The 22,469-nt window shown below is 44.5% G+C and carries 13 protein-coding genes; 12 read left to right on the plus strand and 1 reads right to left on the minus strand.

Features of this window, described 5'->3' with window-relative positions; translation table 11 throughout:
• Window positions 1-633 precede the first annotated feature (633 nt).
• The 7 genes from P5674_RS09875 to P5674_RS09905 all read left to right on the plus strand — a co-directional run bounded on the left by P5674_RS09875 (window position 634) and on the right by P5674_RS09905 (window position 9,337).
• Window positions 634-2,424, plus strand: a complete 1,791-nt coding sequence (locus P5674_RS09875; protein WP_043468939.1) for a fatty acyl-AMP ligase — start codon at window positions 634-636, stop codon at window positions 2,422-2,424.
• Between the two features lie 129 nt (window positions 2,425-2,553).
• The gene (locus P5674_RS09880) at window positions 2,554-3,360 is read left to right on the plus strand and encodes an aspartyl/asparaginyl beta-hydroxylase domain-containing protein (RefSeq protein ID WP_014274787.1); all 807 of its coding nucleotides are present in this window, start codon (window positions 2,554-2,556) and stop codon (window positions 3,358-3,360) included.
• Window positions 3,361-3,586: 226 nt separating this feature from the next.
• Window positions 3,587-5,368, plus strand: coding sequence for a fatty acyl-AMP ligase (locus tag P5674_RS09885; RefSeq protein ID WP_043468110.1), 1,782 nt, complete (start codon window positions 3,587-3,589; stop codon window positions 5,366-5,368).
• A 165-nt stretch (window positions 5,369-5,533) separates the two neighbouring features.
• A complete protein-coding gene (locus P5674_RS09890; RefSeq protein ID WP_006619378.1) occupies window positions 5,534-5,998 on the plus strand; it encodes an acyl carrier protein in 465 nt (154 codons plus the stop codon).
• Window positions 5,998-7,320: an aminotransferase class I/II-fold pyridoxal phosphate-dependent enzyme gene (locus P5674_RS09895; protein ID WP_006619377.1), complete on the plus strand. Its 1,323-nt coding sequence runs from the start codon at window positions 5,998-6,000 to the stop codon at window positions 7,318-7,320. Before P5674_RS09890 ends, P5674_RS09895 begins: the two co-directional genes overlap by 1 nt.
• A 57-nt stretch (window positions 7,321-7,377) precedes the next feature.
• Window positions 7,378-8,952 carry a B12-binding domain-containing radical SAM protein gene (locus P5674_RS09900; protein ID WP_006619376.1) on the plus strand — a complete coding sequence of 525 codons (1,575 nt, stop codon included), beginning with the start codon at window positions 7,378-7,380 and terminating at the stop codon, window positions 8,950-8,952.
• Window positions 8,953-9,121: 169 nt separating this feature from the next.
• Window positions 9,122-9,337 (plus strand): DUF6464 family protein, encoded by a 216-nt coding sequence (locus P5674_RS09905; protein ID WP_006619375.1) that lies wholly within the window; start codon window positions 9,122-9,124, stop codon window positions 9,335-9,337.
• On the opposite strand, the gene P5674_RS09910 is transcribed toward P5674_RS09905, so the two are convergent.
• Complete coding sequence (locus P5674_RS09910) at window positions 9,338-10,948, minus strand: peptide ligase PGM1-related protein (protein ID WP_006619374.1); 1,611 nt, start codon at window positions 10,946-10,948, stop codon at window positions 9,338-9,340. It lies immediately after the preceding gene.
• A gap of 230 nt (window positions 10,949-11,178) precedes the next feature.
• Between P5674_RS09910 and P5674_RS09915 the strand changes: the two genes are divergently transcribed.
• From P5674_RS09915 to P5674_RS09935, 5 genes are all read left to right on the plus strand, one after another.
• A complete protein-coding gene (locus P5674_RS09915) occupies window positions 11,179-14,259 on the plus strand; it encodes an AAA family ATPase (protein ID WP_006619373.1) in 3,081 nt (1,026 codons plus the stop codon).
• Window positions 14,260-14,428: 169 nt separating this feature from the next.
• Window positions 14,429-18,421: a transporter substrate-binding protein gene (locus P5674_RS09920; RefSeq protein WP_014274784.1), complete on the plus strand. Its 3,993-nt coding sequence runs from the start codon at window positions 14,429-14,431 to the stop codon at window positions 18,419-18,421.
• 162 nt (window positions 18,422-18,583) lie between these two features.
• On the plus strand, window positions 18,584-19,219 hold the full coding sequence (locus P5674_RS09925) for a fasciclin domain-containing protein (protein WP_235181446.1): 636 nt from the start codon (window positions 18,584-18,586) through the stop codon (window positions 19,217-19,219).
• 183 nt (window positions 19,220-19,402) lie between these two features.
• Complete coding sequence (locus tag P5674_RS09930) at window positions 19,403-19,879, plus strand: DUF4079 domain-containing protein (protein WP_006619370.1); 477 nt, start codon at window positions 19,403-19,405, stop codon at window positions 19,877-19,879.
• Between the two features lie 61 nt (window positions 19,880-19,940).
• Window positions 19,941-22,394 (plus strand): ComEC/Rec2 family competence protein, encoded by a 2,454-nt coding sequence (locus P5674_RS09935; RefSeq protein WP_315669968.1) that lies wholly within the window; start codon window positions 19,941-19,943, stop codon window positions 22,392-22,394.
• The last annotated feature ends 75 nt before the right edge of the window (window positions 22,395-22,469 follow it).

Below are 22,469 nucleotides of genomic sequence, written 5' to 3' on the forward strand. Positions count from 1 at the left end.
TTCCCTGAGTCCCTGTCAATCAAGTGGGTTTGTCATTGCCTCGCATTTATTGACAACGATTTCCCTATTGTGGGCTTTTTCAGTAACTTTGGGGACTATTCAGGAATAAAAAAGTTAATACTGACCTGAGATGAACTATGGTGTTTGGATGGTGTTGGGATTAAGATGAAATGGTGGTGAGGCTTTTATGGCAATTTTTCGGATTTCTAAATGATATCGAAGGGGTCCTGGCCCTGAAAAGCGATATATATGTCCGCACATATTCCCACAATAACATTATATGTCAAGTGCGGCGGTTTGTCAACTGTTTAAAGGTTAATTAAATGCAGGGCGCGTCAAACTGCAGCGGTATCGGTAGCGATCATTATGCGATCGCCATTAAGGTCTGTAGGGGAGGGTTGAAAAACTAGCAAATACCCAGGAAAATTTGGGTCTTGACTTCTTGGGATATGAAGATATGGGCAAAATTTCTATATATATGCCGGCACAGATTCCCATGCTTATATAATAAGTCAAGTCCTGATATTTGTCAATAGAAAATGGATAATTTTGGTAAAAATGTGAGGGAAGTTAAAGGGGGGGTAGGAAGTGGCAAAATGTGGTTTGATCAAAAAGATGGGATATGCAGACCAAATGACTGAGTATCAAACGTTAGTAGACCTACTGGGCGATCGCGCCCAAAAATTGAGAGACCAAAACGCCTATACATTTTTAGCGGACGGAGAAACGGAGTCGGGGCGCTTAACCTATGGGGAATTAGACCAACAAGCGAAAGCGATCGCCGCAGAAATTCGTCGCCACGTCCCCCCCGGAACCCATGTATTAGTAGTGTATCCTTACACGGCGGGACTAGAATTTATCGCGGCTTTTTTTGGCTGTCTGTATGCGGGGGTAGTGGCGGTAACGGATAACCCACCCCGGTCTAGCCAAGGATTAGGAAAACTGCAAGAACGCATGGAATTATCAGAGGCGAAAATAGCGCTAACGAGTAAACCACTGCTATCCCATATACAAGGACTATTAAAAAAAGTCCCGGAATTAGGGCCGAAATTCGAGCAACTCCCCTGGATAACTACAGACACCCTAAACCCGAACCTAGGAGAGTCCTGGTCTCCGCCAGACATCAACCCGGAAACCCTAGCATTTCTGCAATATACTTCGGGTTCTACGGGAACACCAAAAGGAGTGATGGTGACTCACCAAAACGTCCTACACAACTCGGAAATTATTGATCAAGCCTTTGAACATACCGAGGAAAGTCAAGGCTTGATCTGGCTACCCCTATTCCACGATATGGGACTTATTGGGGGGGTCATTCAACCGCTATATGGTGGTTTTCCGGTAACGTTAATGTCTCCGGTGGCGCTGGTACAGAAACCAATGAACTGGTTAAAAGCGATATCTCGGTACGCAGCGACGACGAGCGGGGGGCCGAATTTTGCCTATGATTTACTGTGGCGACAGGCGAGCGCTAGTGATCTCAAAAAATTGGATTTAAGTAGCTGGGAGGTGGCATTTTGTGGGGCTGAACCTATCCGCGCGGAAACTTTAGATAATTTTGCGAAAACGTTCGCTGAGTGCGGTTTTCGGCGGGAGGCTTTTTATCCCTGTTATGGTATGGCGGAGACGACTTTATTTATTTCTGGGGGTCGAAAGGCAGATCTTCCGGTGATTCGCTATGTCGATCGCACGGCTTTGGAGGAGAATAAGGTGGTAGCTGTGGAGAGTGATCATCCTGGCGCGAAAGCTGTGGTGGGCTGTGGTCGCGGTTGGCTAGGGGATGAAATTGCTATTGCTAACCCGGAAACGCTCACCCGTTGTGCTGAGGGAGAAGTAGGGGAAATTTGGTTGCGTGGCGGGGGTATTGGTTTGGGTTATTGGAATAACCCCTCGGAAAGCGATCGCACGTTTAAGGCTAAATTAGACAATCAGGGTTCGTTTCTGAGGACGGGTGACCTGGGGTTTTGGCAGAATGGGGAATTATTTATTACGGGTAGAATGAAGGAGATGATGATTCTCTGGGGTCGCAACCATTATCCCCAACATATTGAACAAACTTTGGAAACTTGTCATGATCAGTTACGTCCTGGCTGTGGGGCGGCTTTTTCGATTGAAGTTGAGGAGGAAGAACGTCTGGTGATCGCTTATGAGGTACAACGGCAATTTCTGCGAAAGCTGAATGTGGAGGAGGTTATTGGGGCTATCCGTGAAGCGATCGCTGATCAGCATCTGGCGGATGTTTTTGCGGTAGTATTACTGAAGACTGGAACTCTCCCGAAAACTACCAGCGGTAAGGTTCAACGCCAAGTCTGTCGCCGTCAGTTTCTCGCGGGGACTCTGGAGGTGGTCGGACAATGGCAATATGAAAACTTGCAACAAAGCAATATTTCCGATCTGGTGCGGCGAGAGGGAGTTAACAGTTAATCAACAAAGAGCAACTAGCTTAGGCCAGGCGATCGCAACCAGATATCTTTGGTTGCCCCTGGTCTTGTATAATTAAATATACCTATACTATTATATAGGTGATTAATCAAATCAGGAAAAGTGCTATTTATGACTGAAGTAGGGTTACAGAGCAATTTTAAAGATAAACTGCGAAATTTCTTAATTTATGGCATTGGGGAACCGATATTAAGAGGGTTAGAAACATCGATTGGTAAATCTTCCAAAATTGGGGATACGGCATTTTTTGACGCTGCCAAATACCCGGAACATTTCCAATGGGTGGAGCTGTTAGAAAGCCATTGGCATTTAATCCGCGAGGAGGTAGACGAACTGTTAAAATATCGGGATGAGTTGCCTAATTTTCAAGATATTTCGCCGGATCAAGCCTATAATGCGAGTACCGATAATCTGTGGAAAACGTACTGTTTATATGGCTATGGAATTAAATCGGCGGAAAGCTGCGATCGCTGTCCGCAAACGGCGGAAATTATCCAAAAAATACCCGGTTTAAAAACGGCATTTTTCTCGATATTATTGCCGGGTAAACATATCCCGGAACATCGAGGACCTTACAAGGGGGTAATTCGGTGTTTATTAGGTTTAAAAGTGCCGGAGCCAAGGGAAAAATGCCGCCTGCGAGTAGGGGATGAAATCCGGCATTGGGAAGAGGGAAAATGTATGTTATTTGATGATTCATTTCCCCATGAGGTGTGGAATGAAACTGATGGAATTCGGGTAGTATTATTCTTGGATATTGTGCGACCATTAAAGTTTCCTTTGTCGGCGGTTAATCAGTTATTGATTAAAGTAATTGCGGCTTCTCCATACATTCAGGAAGCGACGGCGAATCAGAAAAAATGGAACGATCGCCTAGACCAAGTATGGCAGAGAGATCCACAAAATTCCCGACAGTAACCCGGGGTAATTTATCGCCAGTATAATGATTAATCAAAAAACGGCGTAAACTTGAAGCGGGCTATAAGCCTGTAGACTCTAGGGATGTAATTATAGTCCCTAGGGTCAGCCGGAAAAGATGATGTCAGCATCCAATCAACAAAAAAGTTGCCAAAAAATTAAAATAGGTTATATTATCCAAGAGACCGGAAACTTTTTCGCTTACTCAATCACTTATTAAGACTTAATGACTGCTTTCCAACATCCGTTTGATGCAGCAACGTTAATGGAAATATTAAAGGGTCGAGCCATCCATCAACCCGATAAAGTTGCTTATAAATTTTTAGTGGATGGAGAAACTGAAACCATCAGTTTAACCTACCAAAAGTTAGACAGAATATGTCGAGCGATCGCCGCCCATCTCCAAAGCATCAGCGAACGGGGAGAGAGAGCATTACTACTATACCAACCGGGCCTAGATTATATTACGGCATTTTTTGGCTGTTTGTACGCGGGTATAGTGCCAATTCCTGCCTATCCGCCGCGCCCCAATCGTTCTCTGTCTAGGATAATGGGGATTTTAGAAGACGCGGACTCTCACTTAGCCCTAACCACAGAATCTGTGCTACCGAGTCTACAGCGGCAATTTGGGGAGGTTTGGGAACTACAGAAACTGAACTGGGTAGCTACCGATCAGATAGGGGAAAGTTGGAGCGATCGCTATGAGGCTGTAAGCATCGACCCGGAGAGTTTAGCGTTTTTACAATATACATCAGGTTCAACGGCAACCCCGAAAGGGGTAATGATCAGCCACGAGAACCTGATGCACAATTCGGGCTGGATTTATGAGAAATTCGGTCACAACAAGGACAGCATAGGGATGATCTGGCTACCGCCCTATCACGATATGGGGTTAATTGGGGGGATTATCCAGCCCCTATATGGAGGATTTCCGGTGGTGTTAATGTCTCCGCTAATGTTCCTACAACGTCCTATCAGGTGGCTAGAAGCGATATCAAGACATGGTGCGACTACCAGCGGGGGGTCAAACTTTGCTTATGATTTGTGCGTGCGCCGAGTCACGCCAGACCAAATAGAAACCCTAGACCTGAGTAGTTGGGATTTAGCTTTTAATGGGGCTGAACCGATATCCCATGAAGTGCTAGAAAAATTTGCCCGCACTTTTGCTAGTTGTGGATTTAATGCCCAGGCTTTCTATCCCTGCTATGGTATGGCGGAGGCTACCCTAATCGTCAGTGGCGGCGATAAAACTCAACTACCGACGTTGAAAACGATTCAAGCATCATCCCTAGAACAACATCAGGCGATCGCCACCAATGGTCACACAGACAACACTCGTACAGTAGTAGGCTGTGGCTCAAGTTTGGAAGATCAGGCGATCGCCATTGTGGACCCATCCACGGGGATACCCTGTGAACCCGGACAGGTAGGAGAAATTTGGGTATCAGGACCAAGTATCGCCCAAGGTTACTGGAATCGACCATCAGAAACCGAGTCCATCTTTAGTCAATATCTAGCCACCACCGGAGAAGGACCATTTTTGCGGACTGGAGATTTAGGCTTCATCGAAAACGGCGAACTATTTATTACTGGTCGCCTGAAAGATGTAATTATCATTAACGGCCGCAACCATTATCCCCAAGACATAGAATGGACGGTTGAACAAAGTCACCCCTTGATCCGTCCTAGTTGTGCAGCAGGATTTTCCGTAGATATAGGGGGGGAAGAAAGGTTAGTGGTGATTGCAGAAGTAGAACGCTACTATTGGAAACGGCAATCTAGTCCTAGTCGTGAAACCTCAAGGGGTGTTTCCAGGGAGGAATCCTTTAGCACCAAGGATCTAATTCAATCAATCCGCCGTGCCGTTTCCCAAAACCATGATTTGCAAGTTTATACTACCCTGCTACTAAAACCTGGAAGCATTCCCAAAACATCAAGTGGTAAGATCCAACGTCATGCTTGCCGTGCTGGTTTCCTAGCGGGGACTTTGGAGGTAGTCGAAGACTGAACTTATTGTGTCCGTTAGAGGTAACAGAAACAGCAAAGGATTGATCAGATCGGCTTCGTGGCACAATAACCGTCTAGGTGCGATTTAAGATTCACCGCCGACGGGCTGCCTAATCTGCCCCGGAATCTTGCATAGCCAGCCTAAAATGTGATGGAGGAGTGAATAGTGCAAGTGTTGAACCACTCTTGGAATGGAAAAGATATTGACCAACTGGGTAGCCAATCTAAATCGCCTAAGTCTGTGGGGTTGTCCCCTGATGCGGAAGCGATCCAAGGTTGGTTAATTAACCAACTAGCCCAGAGATTGGGGTTAAATGCAGATGAGATTGATGTTGATGAAGATTTTGCCAATTACGGCCTTAATTCTATTGAGGCGGTTAATTTATCTGGAGATCTGGAAAATCAATTTGGACGTAGACTTCCCCCTACCTTGCTCTGGGATTATCCCACGATTAAGGCGATCGCTGATTATCTAGCCCAGGATACTACCCCTATGGCGACAGCTTTCAGCAGCGGTCAGTCTGTGAGTCCACAACAGGCACAGCAACTACTGGAAAGACTTAACCAAATGTCTGATGCTGAAGTAGACTCCCTGCTGAATTCAATGTTGTCTGAACAGGAAAATCATTAATGACCAATATATCCGATCGCACCGCTAACCTTTCACCACAACAAAAACGGGATCTCCTAGCCGAATTGTTGCGCCAAAGAGCCACGACCCAAACCCTACCTGATATTCCGCCGGAATACTATCGGTTTGAACTGTATCCAGAATACCTGAAAATCAAACAGCAACAACAGGAAATCGCGGCTCTGGGGATTGATAACCCCTTTTTTACCCCCCAAGAAGGTATCGCCAGCAACACGACGATTATTAACGGTCGTGAGTTAATTAACTATGCTACCTATAACTATTTGGGGATGTCTGGTGATCCGATAGTTTCCCAAGCTACGAAGGATGCTATAGACCGCTATGGTACATCGGCTTCCGCCAGCCGCCTGCTTTCGGGTGAAAAACCTATTCATCGGGAGTTAGAAAAGGCGATCGCCAATTTTATCGGCACCCAAGACAGCATCGTTTATGTTGGCGGTCATGCTACCAATGTCACCACCGTTGGTCATCTGTTTGGACAAAATGACCTGATTCTCCATGATGTCCTCAGCCATAATAGTCTATTACAAGGCTGTTTGCTTTCGGGAGCCACTACTATTGCTTTTCCCCATAATGATTGGGAAAGCCTGCGCCGAATTCTCCAAGACCGCCGCCACCGTTATAGACGGACTTTAATCCTGATAGAAGGCATTTATAGCACTGATGGTGATATTCCTGAGCTACCCAGGTTTATTGAGTTAAAACAAGAATATAAAGCCTTTCTGATGGTGGATGAAGCCCATTCTATTGGGGTATTAGGTCAACAGGGCAGAGGCCTGAGTGAACACTTTGGCGTTAACCCCAATGATGTAGATTTGTGGATGGGAACCCTGAGCAAATCTTTCGCTAGTTGTGGGGGATATATTGCGGGGTCTAGTGCCTTGGTGGAATACTTGAAATATACGGCCCCCGGTTTTGTCTACAGTGTGGGTATTTCGCCACCTAACGCGGCATCGGTTTTGGCTTCGATTAATGTGTTAACATCAGAACCAGAACGGGTGCAAAGACTGCGCGATCGTGGTCAATTGTTCCTGAATCTCGCTAAACAACATCATTTAAACACAGGAACCAGCAAAGATTCGCCCATTATTCCGATTATTGTGGGCGATTCCCTGGCTTCTGTGCAACTGTCCCAAAATCTGTTTCATAGGGGTATTAACGTCCCGTTTATGTTCTATCCTTCGGTTCCTCAAAATGCAGCCCGTCTGCGTTTTTTTGTGACCTGTCAGCATACGGAAGAACAAATTCATCAAACAGTGGAAATTCTCACGGAAGAAATTGCGAAAATGGCGATTTCTTAAAACTCTGATCTATCACCCAATTTCCATCTCTAGTTTATCCTTAATTCGGTGCATTTCATGAGAGTCTTACTGGTTTATCCAATTTTCCCCAAAAGTTTTTGGTCTTTTGAAAAAACCTTAGATTTGGTCGATTGCAAGGCTCTATTACCGCCTTTGGGCTTAGTGACCGTAGCGGCTATTCTCCCCCAAGAATGGGAATTTAAGCTGGTTGATCGCAATGTGCGATCGGTCACAGAAGCAGAATGGGAATGGGCAGAATTGGTGATTTTGTCGGCCATGATCGTCCAAAAAAATGATTTCCTTGCCCAAATTCAGGAAGCCAAAAAACGCGGCAAAATGGTCGCTGTTGGGGGGCCTTTCCCGACCGCACTCCCCCACGAAGCCGAAAAAATGGGGGCTGATTTTCTAGTGCTAGACGAGGGAGAAATTACCCTCCCTATGTTTGTAGCAGCCCTGGAAAGAGGGGAAACTCAGGGAATATTACGCGCCGCTAATGGCGAAAAACCTGATGTCACTAATACCCCAATTCCTAGGTTTGATTTGTTGGAGAAACAAGCCTATGATATGATGGCTTTACAATTCTCCAGGGGCTGCCCGTTTCAGTGCGAATTCTGCGATATTATTGTCCTATATGGTCGCAAACCTCGCACGAAAGCGCCGGAGCAGTTAGTGGCGGAACTAGATCGCCTCCTGGAACTAGGATTTACTCAAACTATCTTTTTAGTTGATGATAACTTCATTGGGAATAAACGCAATGTAAAATTGCTGCTTCCGGTGTTGAAAGAATGGATGGAAAAAAATAACTATCCCTTCCGTATGATGACAGAAGCATCAGTTGATCTCGCCCAAGACCAAGAATTAATGAACATGATGGTAGAGGCGAATTTCTATGCGGTTTTCCTGGGAATTGAAACCCCGGACGAAGCTAGTCTCGCGCTGACTAAAAAATTCCAAAATACCCGTAATTCCCTAGTTGATGCTGTGGATAATATTACCAGGTCGGGGCTGCGGGTGATGGCTGGTTTTATTATTGGTTTTGATGGGGAAAAATCTGGGGCGGGCGATCGCATTATCCAATTTGTAGAAACTACGGCTATTCCAGTGGCTATGTTTAGTATGCTACAAGTTCTCCCTAATACGGGATTATGGCATCGTTTAAAGAAAGAAGGGAGACTGCTGGAAGGATCGGAAACCGCCAATATTAACCAGACTACTCTGATGAATTTTGTTCCGACTCGTCCCATTGAGGAAATTGCACAGGAATATATAGACGGTTTTTGGAAACTATACGATCCGCAAGTGTTTCTCGATCGCACCCACCGCTATTATCTGAAACTGGGCGCACCTCGTCGGAAAAAAGCCGGGGGAAGAACCCTAAGTTGGAAAACTATAAAAGCCTTGTCAATTCTGCTGTGGCGACAGGGAGTAGTCCGCAAAACTCGCTGGACTTTTTGGATTTATCTACTGGATATTATCCGTAAAAATCCCGGTGTTGTGGAAATGTATCTAGTCATGTGCGCTCACTTTGAACACTTCTACGACTATCGAAAAGAAGTGCGCCAGCAAATCGAATCACAACTGGCTGAATATGTTAAGAAAAAACAGGAGTTAGAATTGCTCAAAGTAGCTTAACTCCAATCCGGCGGGTTGGGGTGGTAATCACGACTACCCCTTAACCCGTTTCCAGGAAGCTCTGGCTGATAGTCTAAGACACCTGGGGGCTTTTGTGATGAAAAACACCAGCCGATAGGATAAGATATAGATAGAGTCTATATTATGATCATTTACGCAAAACTCGGCGATGAATAACCTAGGTATGGAAAGGATGCGGCTACAGTCCCATCGACAAATCAAACGGTTTATAGAACATCACGAACAGCGTTATAACCTGCTATCAAAGACGGTTAATAAACAGGCTACCTGTAAATTTAACGCTAACTCAGCATTTTTGCTATGTGCTGTTAATCCTACAGGTCCCTGTTCTAGCTGTAATCATTATCAACCGAAACAACCCTAATTAATAAACAGATTCTGATAAATGCTTAGAGACTGTTCCCGGGTTTGGGGATGGCTCTAATGTGTCTTCTGACTGTTCGATCGCCTGAGTTTCTCGATCTAAAACCGCTACAATGCGATCATAGATTTCCTGTGCTTGTGTGGGAGAGTCGCCAATACAGGTTAAACCGAGTTTCCCGAATTGAGACAGACAGCCGATTAAGTGAAACACGGTTCCGGTTTCTGTTCGATTGTTAAAATGCAGATGATATTGGGCGATAATATCCATTAAATCATTGGGTAAAAGACCTCGATAATGATGGTTCTGAAGATTATCTGAGGCGATATAGTATTTGGGTTGTTTATGCTGACTATAGAATAAGCCAGTATGGCGATCGTATTGACCATTAGTTAATAATTGGAGGGTCATAAAGGGATGAGTTGTGCCACCTCGCCGCAGGTTAATTTCAATGGCTTGGAGTTCCCATTGAGCCTCTGGTGTATGTGGTGGACGAACGGCAATAAAATCTAAACCAAATCTTTCGAGGGCTCCTTTTTGGGCTAAGATTTTACCAACTTTTTCGCCTAAGTCTTGCAGTTGTAATCGATAGGCTGGGTCAGCGGGGAAACTACAACCCTCGAAAATTTGACCATCTGGACCTCCGAGAATTTGATCATGGGTAGATAGAACTTGTACCTCCCCGGAAGGGTAAATCTGACATTGAACACTGGGCGATCGCTTAATGTCTCCTTCGATAAAGGCTTCGACAATTGCGCCTAAGTCGGGAATTCTGCTACGGAAACTCGACCAGGTTTCATGGCTGGCTTGAAAACTTAAATTCACGAAGCGATCGCGAATTTTGGCGATCCTTTGATGGGGGGGAATGTCAGCAATTCCTTGGAGGTTAAGGATAGCATTGCCTTCGCCAGAAAAGCCTTCATTGAGCTTAATTACTGCTCGTTTTAACTGGGGTTGTCGTTCCCATAAAGCGTTAACTTCTGCGGCTAAAGCTGTTTCATTCCAGACTAATTGACTGCCGTCTGGGTGGGGAATATTGGCTTGTGCGAAAATCTGACGACTGCCGCTTTTGGTTCCCCAGTAGGCTAAATCTGGGTCAGAAGCCCAGAGGGGAATTTGTAATTTAACTGATAATTCTCGTTCCCATTGAGTAGAGTTAAAACAGACCATATAGGTGCGTTTAGGTCGCAGGACTTGGCGTATTCTTTCGACTAACCGGGGACGTTCTAGGATTTTTTCGGTGAGGGATCGATTAGAGGAATCGTAGGTAGAAAATAATAGTAGGCGATCGCGGGCGTGAGAAAAGGGAATCCCAGGCATTAAATGCAGATAATAGTCAATAACGCTGGGGTGAAGGGGTTGGGAGGTGACATAAATTAATCTAACTCTAGGATTTCGTAAACGAGTCAGAGAAAACAGAAATCTCTCCTCATACTGATGAACTCCGGGAATTTTCTGCAATTGCTGCTGATCTAAGGTGAGGGATGGAATGACTAATACATCAAAATCCTCAAATCTCAGGTTTCCCCCTTGACTGAAAGACTCTCGGAGTTGATGTTGCAATGCTTGAAACTGATTTACTATTTCCGGTGGCGATCGATAATCTTCTGTCATAATCGCTGCCCACAATAACAATATTACGATTTTAACAGGTTGGTTGACCTCAGATCGACACCTTTTGATTTGCTGATGTCTTGGTTAGCAATGGTTGGAGAACACCGAGTGAGACAATTAATATAAGCAGCCGGATGGGTCTAGGTTAACATCTGGGATTGATTGGTGCTATAATTATGGTAGGTTCGATCAAACTGATATCAAACTGAATTTAATCTGAATATCGCGATATGATCCCACAGAAACTCACCCTCAAGAATTTTCTCAGTTATCGCGACGCAAGCCTAGATTTTAGTGGCTTGCATACTGCCTGCATTTGTGGACCGAATGGGGCGGGTAAGTCTTCGCTGTTAGAGGCGATCGCATGGTCGATTTGGGGTCAGAGTCGGGCGGGGACTGAAGATGATTTAATTCAAATTGGCGAAACCCAAATGCGGGTAGATTTTATCTTTATTAGTCATGGTAACTTATACCGGGTAATTAGGACTCGCCGCCGAGGTCAGTCGGGTACTCTGGATTTTCAAATCGCACCATTAGAAGCGGACAAAAAAGCGGAGCAAATTAAGTTTACTGCCCTGAGTCAAGGGGGAATCCGTAGCACACAACAAAAGATTTTAGAACATCTGCGGCTAGACTACGATACTTTTATTAATTCTGCCTATTTGCGTCAGGGAAAAGCTGATGAGTTTATGTTAAAACGTCCCAGCGATCGCAAAGAAGTTTTAGGCAGCTTACTTAAGTTAGATGAATATGATATTTTAGTGGAGAAAGCCAAAGATATCTCGAAGGAATATAAATTCAAGATTGAGCAATTAGAACAAAGTTTAACTATGGGAGAGTTGGAGACACAAAAACTGCCGGAAATAGTGGCTCAAATCACTGAGTTAGAAGCTACCCTTGGTAAACTTCAGAAACAACAAGAGTCTGACCAAAAGCAACTGCAAACCCGGCGAGAACAACAACAATATCGCCAAACCTGTGAACAACTGCTAGAGGGACAGCGACAACAATATCGCACTACGAAACAAGAATGCGATCGCCTTGAACAGGAAATTGTCGCGACCCAAACTCAACTACAACAATTAGAGAGTATTCGGCAACAACAGGAAGAAATTAAGGCCGGTATTGTGGAATTTCAGACGCTACAAGCTACAGAAGAAACGATGAGTTTGCAGTTTCAAAGTCACCAAAAAATCCAACAGCAACTCCGGGAACTTCAGCAGCAACAACAGGACAAAATCCACCAATTACAACGGGATAAAGACACGATTGAAACTCGCCTGGAATCTCTGCACAAACAGGAACAAGAATATCAAAAGGTGCTAGTTGAACTGCCAGAAGTAGAAGCAGGAATTGCCCAGCTTTCTCAGGCTCGTCTCCGCCTGAATGAGTTAGATAAAATACAAATTGTAGTTACCCCTATTCTGCAAGAACATCAACGGATACAGGGGGAAATAGACCGGGCTCAAGCTCGTCTTAGCGCCCGTTTGGATGAACTGTATGCGTCGATTAATAAAATCCAGAACCGTCTTAAAGACAACCGCCCAGAGTCGGAAAAAGAGTTACAAAATCTTCATCAAACAATTGAAGAAATTGAGAAAAAACGCACCTATCAAACGCGGGTGACAGCTAAGGGTCAATCACACCATAATCAATTAGACAAATTGGCTCATCAACAGCAGGAGTATGAGAAAAAGTTGGCTGAATTAGACCAAAAAATGGAAATGTTAGGGCGTTCTTTTAGTGATGAAAATAAGGGAGAGTTAGCGCCGGTTTGTCCCCTATGCGATCGCCCTTTAGATGAACATCACTGGAATTTGGTGATGGGTAAACACCAAAACCAACAACAGGAAATTCGCGATCGCCTGTGGATAATTAGGGAAGATTTTGCGCGTGCTGAACAGGAAATAGCTGCGTTACGGATTGAATATACAACCTTACAAAGGCAAATATCTAATTATGAAGAATTCCGGGAAAAACGAGGTCAATTACAAGCACGCTTAGAGGGTTTCATTAATGATGAATTGCAACTACAACAGTTGAGAGAGGAAGCTAGTAAAATTGAGCGATCGCTATCTGATGGAAGTCACGCCGCCACACTGTATCAGCAACTGCAACAACTAGATCAGCAACTGCAACAACTAGATTATAATGAACAAAGCCACGCTCTGGCTAGGAATGAAGAAAAGCGCTGGAGGTGGGCAGAAATTAAGCAAATACAAATTCGGGATACCCAGCACAAACTAGGGCATTTACAAGCGGAAAAACCGCCAATGGTAGCACAATTACAGTCGGCATTAGACCAGATAATTTATGAACAAAGCGCCTCGGAATTACAGCAGAGGATTATTCAGCTAAAACAACAGTTAAATGAGAGTGGCTATAATTTGGAAGACCATAATCAAGTCCGGGTTCGGTTGCGTGAGGCACAGGAATGGGTGAGGAAAGCAGAACAATTGAAAGTGGCGGAAAGTCAGTATCCACAAATTCAACAACGGCTGGCTGAGTTACGGCAATTAAATCAAGTGCGATCGCAGGATTTGGCGGGGATAAAATCACAGATATTACTATTAACTAAACAGTTGGAAGATACCCCCAATCCTAGCTTATATATTAGTAACCTAGAGGGAAAAATTCAACAGCAGCGACAACAACTAGACCAATATTTAAGTCAATTGGGAAAGCTGCAACAACAACGAAGCCATTTAGAAAATTTTAGCCAGCAGCAAAGGGAACAAAAACAGGAATTATCCGAATGTCGTCACCAAGCCCTAATTTATAAGGAATTAGCCCAAGCCTTTGGGAAAAATGGTATTCAAGCGTTAATGATTGAAAATGTGTTACCGCAATTAGAAGCGGAAACTAACCAAGTTTTAGCGAGACTTTCGGCGAATCAACTCCATGTACAGTTTGTTACTCAACGGAGTGGACGCAGTGTTACGGCGAAACGGAAAAAGACTAAGTTAATTGATACACTGGATATATTAATTGCTGATGCTAGGGGAACTAGACCCTATGAAACCTATTCTGGTGGCGAGGCGTTTAGGATTAATTTTGCGATTCGATTAGCCCTAGCTAAATTATTAGCGCAAAGGGCGGGATGTGCGCTGCAAATGCTGATTATTGATGAAGGGTTTGGCACCCAAGACGCGGAAGGATGCGATCGCCTAATTGCTGCCATCAATGCGATCGCCCCAGATTTTTCCTGCATTTTAGCTGTCACCCACATTCCCTACCTGAAAGAGGTATTTCAAGCCAAAATAGAAGTCACTAAAACTGCTACTGGTTCACGATTACATCTATCTGTTTAAAATCATGATTGGCAAATATTTGAGGAGCCAGGGGTGGAACTAGAGCATATTATGCCATAGTTAGTTAATATAGTTATATTAGACTAGCTAGACCCCGGCCCGAAAATTTGGGTGCAGCCAGGTCGGAGGTTCCCTTGATATCAATTTTATAAACCGTTAAGCAGTAGCTATGCCAGGTGTACGAGTCGGGATACTGCATTCTTTGAGTGGGACAATGGCAATTAGCGAAGCGCCCCTCAGAGATGCCGAGTTGATGGCCATTCGAGAAATTAACCAAAGTGGAGGAATTCTCGGAAAGTTTATTGAACCTGTTATTGAAGATTGTCAATCAGATCCGGCTTGCTTTGCTCAAAAAGCCAAAAATCTGATTCAGGACAAACAGGTTGTCACCCTCTTTGGGTGTTGGACTTCAGCCAGTCGCCAGGCTGTCAAACCCGTTTTAGAAGAATTGGGGGTGGGGTTGTGGTATCCTGTCCAATACGAAGGACTAGAAGAGTCCCCCAACATTTTTCACACAGGGGCCTGTGCTAATCAACAGGTTGAACCTGCGGTTTCCTGGTTGTTGGAAAATATCGGCAAGCGCTTTTATTTGCTCGGTTCCGATTATACATTCCCCCATACGGTAAGTAAACTGATCAAAATTCAGCTTCAGCAAAATGAAGGCCATGTAGTGGGGGAAGCATATCAACCTTTGGGGGCTAAGGATTTTAGTTCGATTATTGCGCGTATTGTGCGGGCTAAACCTGATGTGGTGTTTAATACGCTGACTGGTGATAGCAATATAGCATTTTATCGACAATTTCAAGCGGCAGGTTTAAGCGCTAAACAAATCCCCGTTTTGGCTATTTCTGTTTCGGAAACTGAATTAAAAAGCATCGGGAATGCGGCGACGGGTCATCTGAGTTGTTGGAGTTATTTTCAGAGTTTAGAGACTCCCGAAAATCGTCGTTTTGTTAAATGTTTTAAGGCGAGATATGGAAGCGATCGCGTTACTAGCGACCCCATAGAAGCCGCCTATAGTCAAGTTTATCTATGGAAACAAGCCGTAGAGTTAGCCGAATCTTTCGACCCGGAAAGGGTACGAATTGCTACATACGGTCAAAGTTTCTCAGCCCCCAGTGGCATTATCCGTATGGAACCCAACCATCATATTAGGAAATTATGCCGCATTGGTAGGGCTAAATCTGATGGTCAGTTTGAGATTATTTACACGAGTCCTCATCGCATTAAACCCTTGCCCTGGTTAGGGTTTGAAGCCAACAGTTTTAATGCTTCCGAAATTGTGATTGGCTTACTTGCTGAGGTGAGCCAAAGTATAGAACGTGCCGAAAAACTCAAACAAAAAACCCGCGAATTAGAAGAAACCAGAAAGCAACTTGAACAAGAAATTGAAATCAGAAAACAGGTAGAATCTCAATTGCAAGTGGTTAATGAAGACTTAGAAAATATCGTTGCGGAACGCACCGCCGCCCTGCGAGAATCTAACAATCAACTACTGCAAGAAATTGTCGAGCGTACCAGAGTTGCGGAAGCCCTCAGAATGGCTAATGCTCGACTGCAAGCGGTGTTAGAAGCTGTACCTGGCACGGTTTCTTGGATTAGTAGCGATTTACGTTATTTGGAAGTTAATCAATCTTTGGCAGACTTATTTAAACTGCCACGAGAAACTTTTGCCAATCAACATATTGGCTTTTTGGGAACGAGTTCGGAATTTAATGACTTTGTTAGTGACCTATTTAATCGTCCTGAAAAAGAAGCTCATCGCGAGGTGCGGACTCATGTGGATAATCAAGAACGCCATTATCTAATTGTAGCTCAAAAATATGATAATAATCGAGCTGTATTTGTGGTGGGAATTGATATTACTCAACGTCGCCAAGCTGAGGAAGAACTCCGCCAAGCTAATATGCGTTTACAAGCGGTTTTAGCAGCGGTTCCTGGTACGGTTTCCTGGGTGACATCAGACTTGCACTATATCGAAGTGAATCAAAAATTAGCTAATTTATATGGCTTACCCAGAGAAGCATTTTCTCATCAACATATTGGTTTTTTAGGGAGAGGTTCTCAGTTTCAGGATTTTCTCCAATATTTCTTTGAAAGTCCGGAATTAGAAGCATATCAAGAAATATCATCTTCCCGAGAAAATGAGGAATATTATTATCTGATTGCTGCTCACAAGTATAATAATAATCAAGCAGCTTTTGTGGTGGGAATTGATATTAGCGATCGCAAACGTGCAGAAGCCGCCTTAAAAACGACTCAAGACCAGTTAGAAGCGGTGTTAAATGTGGTACCTGGAACAGTATCTTGGATTGATTCTAACAAACGTTATTTAGGGGTTAATCAATACCTAGCCCAAACCTTCGACCTCCCCGCCGAGGCATTTATTGGTCAGCACATCGGTTTTCTGAAAGCTAGTCCCGAATTTAATGGATTTGTGGAAGATTTCTTTAATAGTGGGAATTTTGAAGCCTATAAAGAAGTGACATCTTATATTAAAAATGAACCCAGAGATTACCTAATTGCCGCCCGCAAATATAACAGCGGTAGTGCTGCCTTTTTTGTAGGTATTGACATTACAGACCGTCGGCGCGCAGAAGAAGCCTTAAAACAGGCAGAATCCAACTATCGTAGCATCTTTGAAAATGCCCTAGAAGGAATATTTCAAACCACCCCAGAAGGTCGTTATATCAGCGCTAATCCCGCCTTAGCCAGGATTTACGGCTACGAATCCCCGACCATATTAATGACCAATTTAACCGATATTCAATCCCAACTGTATATCGACCCCAAGCGCCGCCAGGAATTTGTTGATCTCTTAGAAAGCCAAGGTTCCGTAGTAGATTTTGAGTCCCAAATTCGAAGGATAGATGGTCAAGTTCGTTGGATTTCGGAAAATGCCACCGCCGTCCGTAGTCCCCAGGGAGAAATTCTTTATTATGAAGGAACTGTCGAAGATATTACCGATCGCAAACTAGGACAAATCGGTCTCCAACAAGCCAAAGACGAACTAGAAAATCGGGTAGCCGAACGCACCGCCGCCTTACAAGAAGCCAACCATCACCTAATCATAGAAGTGGCCGAAAGACGAAGGATAGAAGCAGCCTTACGAGCCTCAGAAGCCGAATTGCGAGCCTTGTTTGCAGCCATGACCGACGTGATCGCCGTTTTTGATGGAGAGGGACGCTATAAGAAAATAGTCACCACTAACGCGGAAGTAGTCTATACACCTAGTAGCGATTTACTCGGAAAAACAGTATTTGACATATTTCCGACTCCCCAAGCACAACTTTTTTACGAAAATATCCAGAAAGTGATTCAAACTGGAGAAACCATTAACCTAGAATACAGTATGCAATTAGCACCCCCAGAACCCGGACAGCAGGGGCCTGTTAATATCTTACCCTCTGCAACTGATGCTGATCTGGTGTGGTTTGCTGCGACAGTTTCCCCTATGCCAGACAATAGCGTAATTTGGGTGGCTCGTAATACTACGGAGCGCCGCCGGGTTTTAGATGCTTTGCGGGTTGAACAACAAAAATCTGAGCGGCTGCTGTTGAATATTTTGCCTCGCTCTATTGCGGAACGTTTAAAACAGAGCCCACATTCGATTGCAGAACGCTTTGACCAAGCAACAGTCATGTTTGCAGATTTGGTCAATTTTACCGGGTTTTCCGCCCAGATATCCCCCACCGAATTGGTGGATTTACTCAATGATATATTTTCCTGTTTTGATGAACTAGCTCAAAAACACCAACTCGAGAAAATTAAGACTATTGGAGATTCCTATATGGTAGTGGGAGGTTTACCGACTCCTGTAGAGAATCATGCAGAGGCGATCGCTCACATGGCCCTAGATATGCAGCGAGAAATTGTCCGTTTCCGTCGCCAAGACGGCGAACCCTTCAATTTACGCATTGGGATTAATACCGGACCCGTGGTCGCCGGGGTAATTGGGACTCGCAAATTTATCTACGACCTGTGGGGGGATGCTGTCAATGTCGCCTCCCGTATGGAGTCTCAAGGGGAAGTAGGACGAATTCAGATCACCGCCGCCACCAAAGCCATACTCAAGGATAATTTTATTTTTGAGGAACGGGGTGTAATTGATGTCAAAGGAAGAGGCAAAATGGTGACATTCTGGCTCAAAGACCGTCGTTAATCCTGCCAACCAATACCCTAGGGCAGAGAACAGCGGACATGGGTAAAGGATAACAAGCATGGGACTTGACAGAGAGTAAAGTTGTGTTAATATAAGTTGAATTAAGTGAAGAATATGTAAACAATTCTGTAGAAAACTCTCATAAGGAAAACTATGACTTTGATGGCTAAACGGCTTTTGATCCTGTTAGTTACCCTAGGTGGTACAGCATTTTTGGCAGCTTGTGGCGAACCTACTGCCACCGAAACCCAAGGCGAACCCACCGAACAAATTGCCGAAACCAGTGAACCAGTAACCGCTGAAACCGTTTCTGATGAAACTATCGAAGCCCAAGCAGAACCCGCTGGGGAAGAAATGGCTGCTGTAGTTGACTCAGACCCCACAGAAACCATTGTCGGTATTGCTAGTGGCGAGAGCCAATTCAGCACTCTGGTAGCGGCTTTAGAAACCGCCGAATTAGCCGAAATCCTTTCTGGGGAAGGACCTTTCACCGTTTTTGCTCCCACTGACGAAGCATTTGCGGCTCTACCAGAAGGCACAGTTGAAGAACTTCTCAAACCCGAAAATCGTGATCAACTGGTTCAAATTCTTACCTATCACGTTGTCCCCTCCCAAGTTCTGTCTGCTAACATCAGTGATGGGTCTGTTGAAACCGTTGCCGGAATGCCCTTAACTATTACTGTTATGGACGGTACTGTAATGGTGAATGAAGCCAGTGTCATTCAAGCTGACATTTTAGGCAGCAATGGGGTTATTCATGCCGTTGACACGGTAATTTTACCTGGTGTGGTCGAATAAGTTTTAACTTGGCTTGATGTGAGTGTTTAACTATAGACAAGGTTTCACTCACACCATACTTATAAACCCGCCCTTATTAGTCAATAGTGGGGGCGGGTTTTCAGTTAATCAAAGATTGATAATGGCTCAACAAACATTTATAATCTGGATTGATAGCGGATAGAGAAGAGAACCAGATCCAGTATGGACATCAGAGGCTTATTAGAACCGATCGCCAATTTTTTTGCGGGTTTAGGAGTTCCCGAACCCATTGTTCACTGGGGACACCCCCTAATGATGGGAATTGTAATTTTTGTGATGGGTAGTTTTGTCGGTTATACTGGCTGGCAGGGACGTTTAGCCACAGACCAAGAGGCGGCGATCGCTTCTCGGTCTAGCCACCGAAAACTTGCCCCTTTTATGACCCTATTTATGGCTTTAGGCTTTAGCGGCGGGCTACTATCCTTAATTATGCAGGGACAACCGATTTTTGAAAGTCCCCATTTTTGGACCAGTACCGCAGTTTTGGGTCTATTAGGAATCAACGGCGCTATTTCCCTCAGCAAATTTGGCGGAAACCAAGACCAATGGCGCAAGGCTCATGCTTATATTGGCAGTGTCGCCCTATTAGTGATGGTGATTCACACCGTACTCGGTCTAAAATTGGGATTATCCATTTAGCAAACAATCAGGGTTGGTTTCTAACCCAACCCTAACCAGTCCTTAAAGACTTCCAGGACAGATGAACCAAACGGCTGCGATCGCCCTAGGATTAGCCTATATTGTTGGATTACTCATGGCGAACTTTACCTGGGGAGGATATTTTCTCCTAGGGGTCGGGATAGCCATGGCAATTCTGACAACCATTTGGCAATATAAACTCCGTCGCCGTCTCAGCGATCAACTCACTTCCACCAGAAACCGCTCTTTAAGGCAAGCTAGACAAAGGAAATCCGACCCAGATAGGCGCTACATCCCCCGACCTCCTATCCCTAGAACCCTTTGGCTACTAGCTGGATTAATAGGCTTCCTCGCTACCCTATATTTTCAACTACAAACTCCACAACCAGGACCTAATGACATTAGCAGATTAATTGTCAGCGGTGGTAATGCCGAAAACCTGGTAATGACCGTCTGGGGAAGGGTGATTAGTTCACCACGGGTCACTCGTTCAGGAAATGTCCAGTTTTGGCTACAGGCTAACCTTGTTAACCAGATTACCAGTAATGATCAGAACAGCCCGGTTCAGGTTAACAAAGCAGTTACGGGTAAACTTTATGTTACCGTGCCAATTCTACAAGCCACAGGCTTACAAGGCAACGAAACTGTTTCTGTGACCGGAACTTTATATGCACCAAAACCCCCCTTAAATCCTGGTAGCTTTGATTTTAAAGCCTATCTCGCCAGACAAGGGGGATTTGCGGGAATGTATGGTCGCCATCTCTCTATTAACACCACCCCTAGCTGGGGACTGTCTAGGGTGCGACAGCGAATTGTCAGGGCTCAGGTTCAAGGTTTGGATGTTACCAAAGGCACACTATTATCAGCCATGGTTTTGGGGCGGCGGGCTGTGGATATCTCCCCAGAAATTAGCGATCGCTTTGTCCGAGTCGGTTTAGCTCATACTTTAGCCGCTTCTGGGTTTCATGTCTCTTTACTTCTGGGCGTAGTCCTGGCTTTGACAGCCCGCTGGTCTCCTAAGTTGAGATTTGTTTTTGGTGCAATTATCCTATTGTTATATGTCGGATTAACTGGCGGTTCAGCTTCCGTGCTGCGAGCCGCTTTAATGGGGTTAGCTGCCTTGGTAGGTTTCGTCATGAACCGACAGGTGCGACCCTTGGCGGTGTTATTGGCTGTGGCAGTTTTCCTATTATTATGGAATCCTCTATTAATTCAAGACTTAGGCTTTCAATTTAGCTTTTTGGCAACTCTGGGGCTATTGGTGACTGTACCACCTTTGATGCGATCGCTACAATGGCTTCCCCCTGTAATTGCTAGTTGTATAGCAGTTCCTATCGCCGCCGCCATTTGGATTCTTCCCCTACAAATATATGTGTTTAATTTGGTATCACCATTCAGTATTTTTGTCAATATTTTAGCCGTGCCTTTCATTACGGTAATTACCCTAGGAGGAATGCTAACCGCAGTGGTAGCTCTCATCTGGCCATGGGCGGCTTCGGTTCTAGTATCCGCTTTATATTACCCCCTACAAGGGTTAATTTATATAGTCGAATTTTTTAATAATTTACCTGGTAATTCCATCGCCGTAGGCACTCTGTCTCTGGCACAATTAATCGGTTTATATAGTATTAATATATGGCTGTGCTTATCGCCGATAATCAAGCCAGCCAAAGTAAGTCAAACTGACCATAATAAAAGAACGAGAATTAATGCCCGATTTTATCAGGTTTTGGCTGGTATATTAACGGCGATCGCTATCATAACTCTGCCCATGGCTTATGCTCAATTTACCCAATTTCGAGTCACCGTTTTAGCTACCGCCGAAAAACCTATTCTTGTGGTGGAAGACCGCGATCGCGTTTTGTTAGTAAATGCCGGGGATGAACGCACAGTTAAATTTACGGTTTTGCCCTTTTTACTAAGGCAGGGCATTAATCAAATTGATTGGGCTATCCTGACTCACCCTCAGCTAGGCTTAACTATCGGTTTCCCACATATTTTAGACACTTTACCAATTCAGAAATTCTATGATACTCCCGCTTCTAAGAATGCTTATCAAGTTAGCGCCCAGGCTATTCAAAATAAAATTGTTACTGCCCAAGGGGAATATCTAACGCTCCCAGTTCAGCAAAACTTAGATTTAGGTGAAACTCAGGTTAAACTGATTAATCCTGATGTGCCTCTGGTGGAATTTATCATGAGCGATCGCCGCTGGTTACTCATGGGAAATATCCCCAAAGAACAACAATCACAATTGTTACAACAGCACGATTTATCCGCCGTTGATGTCCTCTGGTGGTTAGGTAACGATTTGGATTCTCAACTACTAGACACCCTCAAACCTCAAGTAGCGATCGCCACCACCCATACCCTCAGTCCTGAAACATCTCAAATGCTTGAAAATCTTAACATTCAACTATTTTGGACTGGGCGAGATGGGGCACTACATTGGACACCACAGCAGGGCTTTTCCCCTACCATTACTGCCGACCAAACAGTTGACTCTTTTTTTTGACACTCCCAGCTAATCATACTGTAGGGTGCGTCAGACACCGAGAATTATCATCAAAGCCCGGATAATTGATTTCTG

It is taken from the genome of Limnospira sp. PMC 289.06 (assembly GCF_032350395.1).
GTDB lineage: Bacteria > Cyanobacteriota > Cyanobacteriia > Cyanobacteriales > Microcoleaceae > Limnospira > Limnospira platensis.